This is a genomic window from Isoptericola sp. S6320L, assembly GCF_023015685.1.
Lineage (GTDB): Bacteria > Actinomycetota > Actinomycetes > Actinomycetales > Cellulomonadaceae > Isoptericola > Isoptericola halotolerans_A.
The window spans coordinates 33,175-46,764 of record NZ_JALKAT010000031.1; the positions used below are offsets into that span (position 1 = coordinate 33,175).

The following is a 13,590-nucleotide window of genomic DNA, read 5'->3' on the forward strand; positions in this document are numbered from 1 at the left end:
GTCCGGGCCAGGTCGCGCGCGACCCCTGGTCCCGACGGCGTGCCACGAGCGGGCTCGACGCGGGGCGGGGCGGCGCAGGGTCAGTCTACCGGCGCGGGAGCGGTCCCCGGAGCGCCGGCGGCCCGGCCCTCCGGGGCGTCGGTGACCACGTGCGTCGCGGCGTCGTCGTGCTCGCGTGCGAGCTCGGCGGCCATCGCCTCCAGGAAGTCGCGGACCGCGGGGCGCGCGGACGCCGGGACGGCTCGCGCGATCTCGAGCATGCGCGAGTGCATGCTCCCCAGGCGTTCCCGGACCTCGTGGTGCGCGCCGCCCGTCGCCCGGACCACGACGGAGCGGCGGTCGGTGGGGTGCGGCTGGCGCTCCAGGTGGCCGGAGCGGCAGAGCCGGTCGACGAGCTTGGTGGTGGCGGCGGTGGAGATGTCGAGCTGCGCGGTCAGCATGCGCGGGGTCACGGGGGTGCCGCTCTGCTCGCTCTCGATCACGTAGCGCAGGGCCCGCAGGTCGATCACGTTCATGTCCATGTCGCGGCTGGCGCGCTGACGCATGGACTCGTCGGCACGGCGGAATCCGCGCACGGCGTCGAGAAGTCCGCGCGCCTCGGCGTCCGCGGTGTCGTACCAGTACGGCGACGATCCGCTGCTTGCCTGGGTCACGGCGACATCGTAGCCTCATTGTGGTTAGTATCTCGCCTAGCAAGATACTTACTCAGCAGACTGAGGTTCTAGAAGGAGGCCCAGCGTGGCTCGACGACAGCCGGACACCGGCGGGAGCGGCGTCCTGGCGCGTCGGCACCCACCGGCCGGCGGCACCACCGCCGAGACCGCCGAGTGGTCGGCACCGGCGTCGTGCGACATGCTGAACGACGTGCTGACGACGGCGGAGCGCGAGACGGCGGTGCGAGCGTCGGGCCCGGCTCCTGCCGCGACCCTGGTGGCCGCCGCATGACCGCCCCCGTCCCGCCCCTCACCGACTTCGACCGCGCCGCCCGGCGGACCGCCGCCGCCGTCGTCGACACCTACTCGACGTCGTTCGGCTGGGCCTGCCGCCTCCTCGGCCCCTCGGTTCGCGACCACGTGCGAGCCGTCTACGCGCTGGTGCGGGTGGCGGACGAGATCGTCGACGACGTGGCCGCCGACCTCACCGTCGCGGAGCGCGACGAGCTGCTCACCGGGCTCGAGGAGGAGGTGTCCTCCGCCACGAAGCGCGGCTACAGCCACCACCTGGTGGTGCACGGGTTCGTCCGGACCGCACGCCAGTTCGGGATCGGCGCCGACCTCGTCGACCCGTTCTTCGCGTCGATGCGCACCGACCTGTCGGTCACCGAGCACGACGCCGAGAGCTTCGCGCGCTACGTGCACGGCTCGGCGGAGGTGGTCGGGCTGATGTGCCTGCGCATCTTCGTCGACGGGGCGGACGGCGCCTACGCGCGCCGGGCGGCAGGTGCCGCGCGCCTCGGTGCCGCCTTCCAGAAGGTCAACTTCCTGCGGGACCTCGCCGACGACGTCGACGCCCGCGGGCGTCGCTACTTCCCCGGACTCGACCCGGCGGCGTTCGACGACGCCACGAAGGACCGGCTGCTGGACGACATCGAGGCGGACCTGGCCGTCGCCCAGCGAGCGATCCGGGACCTGCCCCGGTCCAGCCGGGTGGCCGTGCAGCTCGCGCACGACCTCTTCGCCGAGCTGGCACGGCGGCTGCGCGACACCCCGGCCGCCGCCCTGCGTCACGATCGGGTGCGCGTGCCGGACCCCGTCAAGGCACGACTGGTCGCCCGCGCCCTCGCCCGGGAGGCGGTCCGGTGAGGGTCGTCGTGGTCGGCGGCGGGATCGCCGGCCTGGCGACCGCCGGCCTGCTGGCGCGCGAGGGGCACGACGTCGAGGTCCTCGAGCGGCACGACGCCGTCGGCGGGCGTGCCGGCTCCTGGGAGGCGGACGGCTTCCGGTTCGACACCGGCCCCTCCTGGTACCTGATGCCCGAGGTGTTCGACCACTGGTTCCGGCTCATGGGCTCCTCCGCGGAGGCGGAGCTGGACCTGCACGCGCTCGACCCGGCCTACCGGGTGTTCTTCGAGGGGCACGCCGGCCCGCTGGACGTCGACCGGGTCCGGGCGCGCAACGTGGCCGCCTTCGAGGCCGTCGAACCGGGTGCCGGGGCTCGGCTGGAGCGCTACCTCGACTCGGCGCACGACACCTACGACATGGCGGTGCGGCACTTCCTGTACACGACCTTCGCGTCGTGGCGGGGCCTCGCGACGCGGGAGGTGCTGACCCGCCTGCCCCGCCTCGGGACGCTCCTGGGCCGCTCGCTCGAGTCGTTCGTCGCCGGTTCCTTCGACGACGTCCGGCTGCGTCAGGTGCTCGGATACCCGGCTGTGTTCCTCGGCTCCTCGCCGGACCGCGCGCCCAGCATGTACCACTTGATGAGCGCGCTCGACCTGGACGGAGGCGTGCGTTATCCCCAGGGCGGCTTCCACGCGCTCGTCGCCGCGGTCGCACGCCTGGCCGAGCGGGCCGGCGCCCGCGTGACCACCGGCGCCCGCGTCACGGAGATCACGACGGCGTCCGGCCCGGGCACGGCACCGGGCCCGCGCCGCGCCCGCGCCCACGTCACGGGGGTGCGATGGACGGACCCGGAGGGCACGTCGCACCAGGTCGGCGCGGAGGTCGTCGTCGGGGCCGCCGACCTGCACCACGTCGAGACCGAGCTGCTGCCGGCCTCCCTGCAGACGTTCCCGCAACGCTGGTGGGACCGGCGCGACCCGGGGCCGGGCGGCGTCCTGGCGATGCTGGGGGTCCGCGGTCGGCTCCCCGAGCTGGCCCACCACTCGCTGTTCTTCACCGCCGACTGGCACCGGAACTTCGGTGACATCGCCGCGGGGCGCGTGCCCGACCCGGCGTCGCTGTACGTGTGCGCCCCGTCGCGCACCGACCCGACCGTCGCGCCGGCCGGCGACGAGAACCTGTTCGTGCTCGTACCCGTCCCGGCCGACCCCGCCATCGGCCGCGGCGGGATCGACGGTGCCGGGGACGCGACGGTCGAGCAGGTGGCCGACGCAGCGATCGACCGGGTGGCCGCATGGGCGGACGTGCCGGACCTGCGCGACCGCATCACGGTGCGCCGCACCGTCGGGCCCGGGGACTTCGCCACCGACCTGTCCTCGTGGTCCGGCGGGATGCTCGGCCCGGCGCACACCCTGCGCCAGAGCGCCATGTTCCGTGCCGGCAACCGTTCGCGCCACGTCGGCGGCCTGCTCTACGCGGGCGGTTCCACCGTCCCCGGCATCGGGCTGCCCATGTGCCTCATCAGCGCCGAGCTGGTGCTCAAGCGGCTGCGCGGCGACACGAGCAGCGGTCCCCTGCCCCTCTCCCGGCCCCGTCCCGACGCCACACGCGCGGCGGAGGTGCCGTGAGCTGGACCGACTTCGTCTACCTCGGGCTGCTGCTGGGCGCGCTGGGGTGCATGGCCCTGATCGACCACCGCGCCCGGCTGCTGCTGTTCTCGGCGCACCCGGTGCGCGGTGCCGCCGTCCTGCTGACGGGCACCGCCGTGTTCCTCGCCTGGGACGTCGTGGCGATCGGCGCCGACTACTACGAACGCGGCGGCGGCGCCATGACCGGGATCGAGCTCGCCCCGCACCTCCCGCTCGAGGAGCTGTTCTTCATCCTGTTCCTCTGCTACGTCACACTGGTGCTGCACGGGCTGACGGCGCGGTGGGCCGCCGCGCGCGCCCGCCGCGCACGAGGGGGGACCCGATGACCTACGCGCTGCTCGCCGTCCTGGTCACGGCCGGGGCCTTGGCGGTCGCCGTCGTCGCCGCGGTGGTGCGCGGGCTGGGTGCGCGGTGGTGGGCCACCGTCGCGCTGACCGCCGCCGTCCTGATCGTCCTGACCATCGTCTTCGACAGCCTCATGATCGCCGCCGACCTCTTCCGCTACGGTGAGGACGAGCTGCTGGGCCCGGTGATCTGGCTGGCACCCGTCGAGGACCTGGCCTGGCCGGTCGTCGCCGCGCTCCTGCTGCCCGGACTGTGGGCACTGGCCGCACCGAAGGAGAGCACCCCGTGACCGCCGCCACCCAGCACCGGACCTCGACCGCGCTGCGCCAGATCGTCGGGTCGTCGCGCCCGGTGAGCTGGATCAACACCGCCTACCCGTTCGCCGCCGCCTTCGTCATGGCGGGCGGCATCGCGGGCACCGGTGTCACCGAGCTCGTCCTCGGCGCCCTCTACTTCCTGGTGCCCTACAACCTGCTGATGTACGGGCTCAACGACGTCTGGGACTACGAGTCCGACCTGCGCAACCCCCGCAAGGGCGGCATCGAGGGGGTCGTGCTCTCGCGCCGCTGGCACCGGGTCACGGTGTGGGCGGCGGTGGCGACCAACGTGCCGTTCCTCGTCTACCTCGTCGCGGTGGGCGACCCGACGTCGACGGCGGTGCTCGCCGTCAGCGTGTTCGCCGTGGTCGCCTACTCGGCACCGCGCCTGCGCTTCAAGGAGCGCCCGGTGCTGGACTCGGCCACCTCGAGCACCCACTTCGTCAGCCCGGCGGTCTTCGGGATCGCCCTGGCGGACGGTGCGTTCACCGGACCGGTGCTGGCGGCGCTGATCGGCTTCTTCTGCTGGGGCATGGCGTCGCAGGCCTTCGGCGCGGTCCAGGACGTCGAGGCGGACCGTGCCGTCGGCATCGGCTCGGTCGCCACCTGGCTCGGGGCGGCCCGGACCGTCCGCGCCGCCATGGCCTGCTACGTGGTGGGCGGGCTGGTCCTCATCGCCACCGGCTGGCCGGGGATGCTCGCGGCACTGCTCGCCGTGCCGTACGTGGTGAGCATCGCGCCGTTCCGGAACCTGGCCGATGCCGACTGCGAGCAGGCGCACGCCGGCTGGAGCCGGTTCCTGTGGCTCAACATCGTCACCGGGTTCCTGGTCACGCAGCTGCTCATCTGGATCGCTCTGCGCTGAACGGCCCCTCGACCGCCGCGAGTCCTGCTGCGGCGGCGCCGAGGACGAGGCCGACCCTCGTGTGCGGGGCCCGGACCCCGCGTGCGCGCAGGCGCTCGCCGACGCGGTAGGCCCACCGCTCCCCCAGGACGGCGAGGCTCCCGGCGAGCGCCAGTCCGGCCGTGACGGCGACACCGGCGACGACGGCCCGGCCGGGTCCGGTGGTCCCCTCCGCCGGGTCGTCGTCGGGGACGCCCGACGGATCGAGGTCGAGGTCGAGGTCGAGGTCGAGATCCTGATCGTGACCGTCGTCGGCACCCGGACCCTCGCCCCCGGGGGCGTCGGCGACGGCACGCAGCCGGTCGCGCAGGTCGCGGACCTCGCGGACGGCGGCGCGCGCCTCCGCACCCTCGCGCGTCACGGCGAGGGCGAGCCCGACGCCGGCCACGAGCACGGTCGTCTTGACGAGCACGCGGGCCCAGCGGGGGCGGACGACGTCGGGCACCGCGTACCAGGCGAGCGTGGCGCCGGCGCTGAGCGCGACGGAACCCAGGTCGACGCCGTGCGGCGCGGCGCCGTCCGGCCCGGTGCCAGGCCGTGGCTCGGTGGAGAGGTGGAGCGTGGTCATGCCCGGGACAACGCGCCGCGCCCGGCGCGGGTTCCCTCCCGGCCTGGACTTGAACAACCCTTGGACCACGTGACCCGTCCCCGTGAAGCCGGTCACATCTTGTTCAGCGGCGGCCGGGGTTTGCCTCGGTCCGACACCGTGCTTTGATGCGCTCGTGGAACTCCTCCGACCATTCACCCCCGGTGCCTTCCGTTACGGGCTGGCGTCCTGGACGTGGCTCGGCATCCACGGCAAGACGCCGCGCTTCGCCTCCCTCTTCGGGGACGTGTTCCTCGAGTCGCTCGAGGGGTGGTGGTTCCTGGACACGGTGGAGGGCACGCTGGAGCTGCGCTGGCCGACCGCCGTCGAGCTCACGGCGGAGCTCGAGTCCCCCGACGGTCGCACCGACATCCTGCTCGAGGACCTCGTCATCGAGGCGGCACGGCACGGCGTGATCCCGCAGCACGACGAGGTGCTGACGTTCATGCCGCACCCCCGCCTCGGCGGCCGGTTCAGCGCCGACTCCGTCGTGCCGGTCCGGTTCGAGCTGGCTCTGCGGCTCGCCGGCGAGGTGCACCGCCAGGCCCGACCGGAGCCGTCGCCGCTGCTGCTGGGGCACAGCCTCGCCGGGCGCCACGCCCACTCCTGAAGGGCCCGATCTTCACACCGTCCTGAGGTGGCCGAGAGGTTCGGTCGCGGTCGGTACCGAGTTGTGACCTGCTGGAGCGCCCCTGCGGATGCGGCGGGGGCTCATCTGTCGTGTCCTGGAGTGGCACGGATGAGGCGGACCGTGGAGGTAGGTCATGAGACGGGTGCTGCTCGTGGGGAGCGCCGTCGCCGTCGGCGACGGCTTGCTCCTCGGCTCGGCGATCGCGTTCGGATGGACGGTGCTGGCGCTGCTGGCGATCACCGCGGGAGCCGTCGGGACCCTCGCTGTCGCGATGCTGACACCGCCCCCGCGCACCCCGGCACGGCCGGCCACGGTCACGCTGGGGCTGCCCCTGCGGGAGACCGCCGCCGAGCCCGAGGAGACGACGGCCGGCGAGGACGCGGTGGTTGCGGACGACCCGCTCGCCTACCCCGCAGCGCCCGAGCGCGAGCCGGCTGGCACCGTCGTCGGGCGACCCGCCCCGGTCGCCGCCTGAGGGCGGGCGGAGCAGCCCGCGACGGGCCGCTCCGCCGGTGGTTCAGCGCTTCTTCTTCAGGGACTTCTCGCTCACCGGCGCCTCGCCGCTCGCGCGCCGGGCCGCGTAGTACGCACGGGCCTCGGCCTGCCGCTCGGCCTCCGCCCCCGAGGCGATCTTCGCGCGCAGGTGCTCCTGGCCGAACCCCCAGCCGTCGACCAGGTCCACGGCGTGCGGGCGCAGGCGCAGCAGCAGCCGGTCGACGTACGCGGTCACCGTGCGGGCGCGCTGGTCGGAGAGCCGGCCGTGCAGCAGGTACCAGGTGAGGTTGCGCTCGATGACGGTGAGCCCGAAGACGTCCCGCACCCACGTCATCACGCGACGCGTGTGGGCGTCCTCGATCGAGGGCAGGGCGTCGGTGAACGCCTCCCAGCGCAGCAGGTCGGCGTGCGCCTTCGCCGCCTCGACGAGCGCCACCTGGTTCTGGTCCAGGATCCGCGCCGCCTCGGCAGGAGCGGCCTTCTGCGCGGGCCGCAGCGCCAGGGCCACGTCCTCGACCATCGTCGCCACCCGGTCGGCGAGCAGCTCGCGCTGGGTCTCGGCGTCGCGCAGGTGCCCGGCCGCCCGGCGCGGGTCACCGACGTCGGCGATCGCCTGCGTCACCCGGCGCAGGCCGGTCCGGTGCAGCGCGGCGTCCGTGGCCCGCTCGACGACGAACCGGGCCATGCCCGCCGGCGTCTTCGTGGCGCCCTTGAGCTCGCGCCCGTAGTCGCCGACCAGCCGCTTGGCGACGAGCTGCGCGAGCACGGTGTTGTCGCCCTCGAACGTGGCGTACACGTCGAGGTCGGCACGCAGCGACGTGATGCGGTTCTCGGTGAGGAACCCGGCGCCGCCGCACGCCTCGCGGCACTCCTGCAGCGTGTCGAGCGCGAACGCCGTCGACGTCGACTTCAGGGCCGCCGCCGTCGTCTCCAGGTCCTCACGGTTCTCCGGGGTGTCGTGCTCGCCGGAGAAGACGTCGTCGAACAGGTCGAGGAGGCGTTCGTTCGCGAAGTGCCCGGCGTACGCCTCCGCGATCCGCGGGAACAGGCGGCGGCGGTGCGTCGCGTAGTCCAGGACCACCATCTCGTCGACGCCGGGGCCGGCGAACTGCCGCCGCTCGGCGCCGTACTTCACGGCGATGGCGAGCCCGATCTTGGCCGCGTTGACGGCCGAGCCGTCGAGCGAGACGCGGCCCTGCACGAGCGACCCCAGCATGGTGAAGAAGCGACGCCCGGGGCTGTCGATCGGCGACGAGTAGGTACCGTCCGGGGCCACGGAACCGTAGCGGGCCAGCAGGTCGGTGCGCGGGACGCGCACGCCGCTGAAGTGCAGGCGCCCGTTGTCGATGCCGCGGAGCCCGCCCTTGAGGCCGTCGTCCTCGCCACCGACGCCCGGGAGGAACGCACCGGCGCTGCCGTCGGCGTTCGTCTCGCGGATCGGCACGTAGAAGCAGTGCACGCCGTGGTCCACACCGTTCGTGATGAGCTGGGCGAACACCGTGGCGGCGGTGGCGTGCTGGGCCGCGTTGCCGAGGTAGTCCTTCCACGCGCCGCGGAACGGGGTGTCGAGCACGAACTCCTCGGTCTCCGGGTCGTACGTCGCCGTGGTGCCGATGGAGGCGACGTCGGAGCCGTGCCCCGTCTCGGTCATGGCGAAGGCGCCCGGGACGGTCAGGTCCATCGCGCCGGGAAGCAGGCGGTCCTGCTGCTCGGGCGTGCCCAGGTGCAGGATCGCCGCACCGAACAGGCCCCACTGCACGCCGGCCTTGATCTGCAGCGACGGGTCGGCCGCGACCAGCTCGGAGAAGCAGGCGAGGTTCGCGCCGGGCTGGTCCCGGCCGCCCATGCGCTCGGGGAACGCCAGCCAGGTGATCTTGTCGTCGTCGGCGACCATCTCGCGCATCTGCTCGAGGGTGCGCTCGCGGTGCTCGGCCGGCGTCAGCGTCTCGTCCTTGTGGAACCGCGGGTCGGCGGAGCGGTCTCGGGCCGCGCGACGCTCGGCGGGCCAGCGGCCCAGCAGCAGCCGGGTCAGGCCGTCGACATCGATCCGGGCCTCCGCGTCGCTCGCCGAGGGGCGGCTCGCGGAGGCGGTGCTGGCGTGGTCGGCCGCGGGGCGGTCGGACGTCGTCGTCATCAGGGCTCCTGCTTCTCGGTGGTGGATGTGTCCGTGGGTTCCGCGGACCGGCCGGTGGCGCCGTGGTGCAGCACCCCGACGGGTCCGTTCCACAGCCAGGTGGTGATCTGGTCCGTGAGCTCCTCGCGCGTGAGTCCTGCGGCGAGCGTGTGGCCGAGCCACCACTCGCCGGTGCCTCGCACGAAGCCGACCGCACCGGCCGCCCAGGCGGCCGCCGTCGGCTCCGGGACACCGGCGGCCTGCGCGGCCGGCTCGGCGACCAGCGTGATGACCGAGTCCAGGTAGGCGCCGAGCGCCTCCACCCGGCCGGACCCGCCGTCGTCGGGCACGTTGCCGCCGATGGCGGTGCGGGTGACGAACCAGTACACGTGGGGCGAGCCCTCGATGGTCTGCAGGTAGACGCGCACCATCGCCCGCAGGGCGGCGTGCGGCGTCGGCGCCTCGTGGGCGGCCTCGGCGAGCCGCCGGTGCATGCCCGCCACGACGGATTCGGCGACGGCGAGCCGCAGCCCGGCCTTGTCGTCGAAGTACCGGTAGAAGATCGACTTGGAGGTGCCGGCGGCGGTCGCGATCTCGTCCATGGAGGCGCCGGGGCCGAGCTCGTGGATGGCCCGACGGGCGTCGCGCACGAGCGAGGTCCGCCGCTGGGCACGATGATCGTCCCAGCGGGTCGACCGGCCGTCAGGCCTCGGGCGGGACTGCGTCCCCTGTGCTGCGACCGTCATCGGTCACCCCTCACGACTCGTCTCACGAAACTCAGAGTATCAGGTACTGTGAGTACCACCTGTACCCGTCGGAGTGTAAGGAAGCACCGCAGTGGCTACTCGCCAGAAGACCAGCGCCCCCGCGGCCGGTGGCGCAGCCGCCCAGCCGCAGACCGTCCGTGACGCCGTCGTCGTCGGCGGCAACCGCATCCCCTTCTCGCGCGCCGGGAAGAAGTACGCGGACGCGTCCAACCAGGAGATGTTCACCGCCGCCCTCGAAGGACTCGTCGCCCGGTTCGGCCTCCAGGGCGAACGGCTCGGCGAGGTCGTCGGCGGGGCCGTGCTCAAGCACTCCCGCGACTTCAACCTGGTCCGCGAGTCGGTGCTCGGTTCGTCCCTGTCCCCCGCCACACCGGCCTTCGACCTCCAGCAGGCCTGCGCGACCGGCCTCGAGGCGACCATCAACGTCGCCAACAAGATCCGCCTCGGCCAGATCGAGTCCGGCGTCGCCGGCGGCAGCGACACCGTCTCCGACGCGCCGATCGCCGTCAGCGAGGGCCTGCGCCGCGCGCTGCTCGAGGCCCAGCACGCCAAGACCTGGCAGGCCCGCGCCAAGGCGCTCGCCGCGCTCCGTCCCGGTGACCTCAAGCCGCTGACGCCCGCCACGGACGAGCCCCGCACCGGGCTGTCCATGGGCGAGCACCAGGCGATCACCACCGCCCGCTGGGGCATCGCCCGCGAGGCGCAGGACGAGATCGCGCTCGCCAGCCACCAGCACCTCGCCGCCGCGTGGGACGCCGGGTTCTTCGACGACCTCGTCACCCCGTTCCGCGGGCTGACCCGCGACGACAACCTCCGCGCGGACACCTCGATCGAGAAGCTCGCGAGCCTCAAGCCCGTGTTCGGCAGGTCGCTCGAGACACCGCCGACGATGACCGCCGGCAACTCCACGCCGCTCACCGACGGCGCCTCCACCGTGCTCCTCGGCTCCCGCGAGTGGGCCGAGTCCCACGACCTGCCGGTCCTCGCCCGGTTCGTCGACGCCGAGACCGCCGCCGTGGACTTCGTGCACGGTCACGAGGGCCTGCTCATGGCCCCGGTGCACGCCGTGCCCCGGCTCCTCGCCCGCAACGGGCTCACCCTCGACGACATCGACTTCTTCGAGATCCACGAGGCGTTCGCCTCGACGGTGCTGACCACGCTCGCCGCGTGGGAGGACGTCGACTACGGCAAGAACGAGCTCGGTCTCGCCGGCGCGTTCGGCACCGTGGACCGCGCCAAGATCAACGTCAACGGGTCGTCGCTGGCCGCCGGGCACCCCTTCGCCGCCACCGGTGGACGGATCGTCGCCACCGCCGCCAAGCTCGTCGCGCAGCGCGCCGCCGAGACGGGCAGGCCCGCCCGCGCCCTCATCTCCGTCTGCGCCGCCGGCGGCCTCGGGGCCACCGCCGTCGTCGAGTCCGTCTGACCCGGGAAGGAAACCGATGACCGACCGCTACACCCAGGCCGTCAACTCCGGGTTCACCAAGACGCTCGCCAAGAAGCTCGGCCTGCCCCGCCCCGCCATCCTGCGCCGCTACCGCGCCGGCGACCCGCTCACCGTCGGGCCCGTGCTGGTGGTGGCCGACGGCGCCTCGAAGGCCGACGCCGACGCGCTCGCCCAGGCGCTCCTCGCCTGGGACGTCGACGTGCGCCGCCAGCCCACGGACGACGTCCGCTGGGGAGCCGTGCTCCTCGTGGTCACCGAGGCGGCCCACCCCACCGACCTCGCCGAGCCGGTCCTCGCCGTCGGCTCCGTGCTGCGCAGCCTCGCGCCGAACGGCCGCGTCCTCACGGTCTCGCGCGCCCCGGTCGACGGCGACTCGCCCGCCCTGGCCGCCACGCGGAACGGTGTGGACGGGTTCCTGCGCTCGCTCGCCAAGGAGCTGCGCGGCGGATCCACGGGCAACGGCGTGGTGCTCACCGACGGCACGGCCGTCGACGCCCCGTCGACGCTCGCCACCGTGCGGTTCTTCCTGTCGGCCAAGAGCGCGTACGTCGACGGCCAGCTCCTGCGCGTCGGCCCCGCCGGCCCCGTCGGGACCGACCTCACCACCGACCGCCCGCTGGCGGGCAAGGTCGCCGTGGTCACGGGGGCCGCCCGCGGCATCGGGGCGGCCATCGCGAAGACGCTCGCCCGCGACGGCGCCACCGTGGTCTGCGTGGACGTCCCCGCCGCGGGCGAGGGCCTCAGCCGCACCGCCAACGACGTGGGCGGCACCGCGCTGCAGCTCGACGTCACCGCCGACGACGCGGGCGAGCGCATCCTCGCCCACGCCCGCGAGCGCCACGGCGCGCTCGACATCGTGGTGCACAACGCCGGGATCCTGCGCGACAAGCTGCTGGCCAACATGAAGCCGGGCCAGTGGGAGTCGGTCGTCGCCGTCAACCTGGCCGCGCAGCTGCGGATCAACGAGTCCCTCCTGGCTGCCGGGCTGGAAGGGCTGCACATCGTCTCCCTCGCGTCCACCTCGGGCATCGCCGGCAACAAGGGGCAGTCGAACTACGCGTTCTCCAAGGCGGGCGTCATCGGGCACACGCGGGCGACCGCTCCCCTGCTCGCCGCGCAGGGCGGGACGGCCAACGCCGTCGCACCCGGCTTCATCGAGACGGACATGACGTCCTCGATCCCGTTCGCCACCCGCGAGGTGGCCCGCCGGCTGCCGACCCTCGCCCAGGGCGGCAAGCCCGTCGACGTCGCCGAGGCCATCGCGTTCCTCGCCTCCCCCGCGGCCGCCGGCGTCAACGGCCAGGTCCTGCGGGTGTGCGGCCAGCACATGGTGGGCCAGTGACGGCCGAACCCCTGCGGACCGGCGACGGCACGGCGCTCCGCGTCGAGACCCAGCCGAGCCTCCCGGGGCTCGGCGGGCTCTACGCGCGGGGCGCTGCGGCGTCGGGCCGGATCGCCGCCGGCCGCGCCCTGCCCGGGCTGCCCGTCATCGGGGCCGGGCGGTCGCCGTCGGACACGGACCACGACGGCGGCCCGCTCACGCTGCCCGACGTCGCGTACCGCGTCGCGGGCGTGTCGACCGCCGGTCTCGGTCGGCACCTGCACGAGTACCAGCGGTTGCTGCACGAACCCGTCGGCGACGTCCTGCCCGCCGGCTACCTGCACGTGCTGGCGTTCCCGCTGGCCACGGCGGTCATGGTGCGCGGCGACTTCCCGCTGCCCCTGCTCGGCATGGTGCACCTGCACAACGCCGTGGAGCTGCGCGGCCCCGTCCGGCTCGGGGACGCCCTCGAGGTGCGGGCCTGGGCGGAGAACCTGCGCCCGCACCGGCGAGGTGTCCAGGTGGACCTCGTCGGGGAGATCCGGCGCGACGGCGGCGACCCGGCCGAGCGGCCCGTGTGGCGCGGGGTGTCGACGTACCTCGCCAAGGGCTTCTCCCTGCCGGACGCCCCGGCGGCCGACGACGAGCCCCGCGCGGAGTGGCACCTGCCGCTGCCGACAGGGCGCTGGGCGCTCGGCCCCGGCACGGGCCGCGCCTACGGCGCCGTGTCCGGCGACCGCAACCCCATCCACCTGTCAGCCCTGTCGGCGAAGGCCTTCGGGTTCCCGCGGGCGATCGCCCACGGTATGTACACCGCCGCCCGGGCGCTGGCCGACGTCGGGCACCAGCGCGGCGACGCCTACCGGTGGACGGTGGAGTTCGCCAAGCCGGTGCTCCTGCCCGGGACGGTGGACCTCGCGGTCACCCAGGAGGAGGACGAGTTCGAGTACGTCGGCTGGAACGGTCGGCGTCGGCAGAAGCACTTCTCCGGGACGGTCACGCCGCTCTGATCGGCACGTCCGTGCCGGCGACGTCGTGGAGGGTCATGCTTCAGGTGCTGAAGCACGACCCTCCGCTACGTCGCACCGGCGAGGCCGGGACGGTTCCGGACCCGCCACAGCAGGACCATGAACCAGACGAACCCCACCAGGGCGACCACGAGCAGCGGGAGCACGATGAGGCCTCCCGGCAGCATCCACGTCGGCAACATCTCCATGACCCCCCCCCCCCCCCC

At 74.0% G+C, this 13,590-nt stretch carries 15 protein-coding genes; 11 read left to right on the plus strand and 4 right to left on the minus strand.

Annotation, left to right across the window (positions count from 1 at the left end; genetic code table 11):
• Nucleotides 1–80 precede the first annotated feature (80 nt).
• Nucleotides 81–653 (minus strand): MarR family winged helix-turn-helix transcriptional regulator, encoded by a 573-nt coding sequence (locus MWU57_RS14555; RefSeq protein ID WP_243400787.1) that lies wholly within the window; start codon nucleotides 651–653, stop codon nucleotides 81–83.
• Nucleotides 654–738: 85 nt separating this feature from the next.
• Here MWU57_RS14555 and MWU57_RS14560 point away from each other — a divergent pair, with 85 nt between their 5' ends.
• The 6 genes from MWU57_RS14560 to MWU57_RS14585 are packed head-to-tail and all read left to right on the plus strand — an operon-like array spanning nucleotide 739 to nucleotide 4,957.
• A complete protein-coding gene (locus tag MWU57_RS14560) occupies nucleotides 739–945 on the plus strand; it encodes a hypothetical protein (RefSeq protein WP_246910073.1) in 207 nt (68 codons plus the stop codon).
• Entirely contained in the window at nucleotides 942–1,802 is an 861-nt protein-coding gene (locus MWU57_RS14565) for a squalene/phytoene synthase family protein (RefSeq protein ID WP_246910074.1), read from the plus strand. The genes MWU57_RS14560 and MWU57_RS14565 overlap by 4 nt, the downstream gene beginning before the upstream one ends.
• Nucleotides 1,799–3,409, plus strand: a complete 1,611-nt coding sequence (gene crtI, locus MWU57_RS14570; protein ID WP_246910076.1) for a phytoene desaturase family protein — start codon at nucleotides 1,799–1,801, stop codon at nucleotides 3,407–3,409. Before MWU57_RS14565 ends, crtI begins: the two co-directional genes overlap by 4 nt.
• Complete coding sequence (locus MWU57_RS14575; RefSeq protein ID WP_246910078.1) at nucleotides 3,406–3,756, plus strand: lycopene cyclase domain-containing protein; 351 nt, start codon at nucleotides 3,406–3,408, stop codon at nucleotides 3,754–3,756. Before crtI ends, MWU57_RS14575 begins: the two co-directional genes overlap by 4 nt.
• Complete coding sequence (locus tag MWU57_RS14580) at nucleotides 3,753–4,064, plus strand: lycopene cyclase domain-containing protein (RefSeq protein WP_106264617.1); 312 nt, start codon at nucleotides 3,753–3,755, stop codon at nucleotides 4,062–4,064. The genes MWU57_RS14575 and MWU57_RS14580 overlap by 4 nt, the downstream gene beginning before the upstream one ends.
• Nucleotides 4,061–4,957, plus strand: coding sequence for a prenyltransferase (locus MWU57_RS14585; RefSeq protein ID WP_246910080.1), 897 nt, complete (start codon nucleotides 4,061–4,063; stop codon nucleotides 4,955–4,957). The genes MWU57_RS14580 and MWU57_RS14585 overlap by 4 nt, the downstream gene beginning before the upstream one ends.
• Here MWU57_RS14585 and MWU57_RS14590 read toward each other — a convergent pair.
• Complete coding sequence (locus MWU57_RS14590; protein WP_246910083.1) at nucleotides 4,935–5,564, minus strand: hypothetical protein; 630 nt, start codon at nucleotides 5,562–5,564, stop codon at nucleotides 4,935–4,937. The genes MWU57_RS14585 and MWU57_RS14590 overlap by 23 nt on opposite strands.
• 154 nt (nucleotides 5,565–5,718) lie before the next feature.
• Here MWU57_RS14590 and MWU57_RS14595 point away from each other — a divergent pair, with 154 nt between their 5' ends.
• Both MWU57_RS14595 and MWU57_RS14600 read left to right on the plus strand, forming a co-directional pair.
• Nucleotides 5,719–6,192 (plus strand): hypothetical protein, encoded by a 474-nt coding sequence (locus MWU57_RS14595; RefSeq protein WP_106264612.1) that lies wholly within the window; start codon nucleotides 5,719–5,721, stop codon nucleotides 6,190–6,192.
• 154 nt (nucleotides 6,193–6,346) lie between these two features.
• Nucleotides 6,347–6,688, plus strand: a complete 342-nt coding sequence (locus MWU57_RS14600) for a hypothetical protein (RefSeq protein WP_246910086.1) — start codon at nucleotides 6,347–6,349, stop codon at nucleotides 6,686–6,688.
• Nucleotides 6,689–6,730: 42 nt separating this feature from the next.
• Here MWU57_RS14600 and MWU57_RS14605 read toward each other — a convergent pair whose 3' ends face one another.
• Nucleotides 6,731–8,842, minus strand: a complete 2,112-nt coding sequence (locus MWU57_RS14605) for an acyl-CoA dehydrogenase (protein ID WP_106264609.1) — start codon at nucleotides 8,840–8,842, stop codon at nucleotides 6,731–6,733.
• Nucleotides 8,842–9,567 carry a TetR/AcrR family transcriptional regulator gene (locus MWU57_RS14610; protein ID WP_106264607.1) on the minus strand — a complete coding sequence of 242 codons (726 nt, stop codon included), beginning with the start codon at nucleotides 9,565–9,567 and terminating at the stop codon, nucleotides 8,842–8,844. The genes MWU57_RS14605 and MWU57_RS14610 overlap by 1 nt, the downstream gene beginning before the upstream one ends.
• A gap of 91 nt (nucleotides 9,568–9,658) precedes the next feature.
• On the opposite strand from MWU57_RS14610, the gene MWU57_RS14615 reads away from it, so the two are divergent.
• The 3 genes from MWU57_RS14615 to MWU57_RS14625 are packed head-to-tail and all read left to right on the plus strand — an operon-like array spanning nucleotide 9,659 to nucleotide 13,366.
• A complete protein-coding gene (locus MWU57_RS14615; protein ID WP_246910088.1) occupies nucleotides 9,659–11,014 on the plus strand; it encodes an acetyl-CoA C-acetyltransferase in 1,356 nt (451 codons plus the stop codon).
• A gap of 16 nt (nucleotides 11,015–11,030) precedes the next feature.
• Nucleotides 11,031–12,377, plus strand: coding sequence for a 3-oxoacyl-ACP reductase (locus MWU57_RS14620; RefSeq protein ID WP_246910092.1), 1,347 nt, complete (start codon nucleotides 11,031–11,033; stop codon nucleotides 12,375–12,377).
• A complete protein-coding gene (locus MWU57_RS14625) occupies nucleotides 12,374–13,366 on the plus strand; it encodes a MaoC/PaaZ C-terminal domain-containing protein (RefSeq protein WP_246910095.1) in 993 nt (330 codons plus the stop codon). Before MWU57_RS14620 ends, MWU57_RS14625 begins: the two co-directional genes overlap by 4 nt.
• The last annotated feature ends 224 nt before the right edge of the window (nucleotides 13,367–13,590 follow it).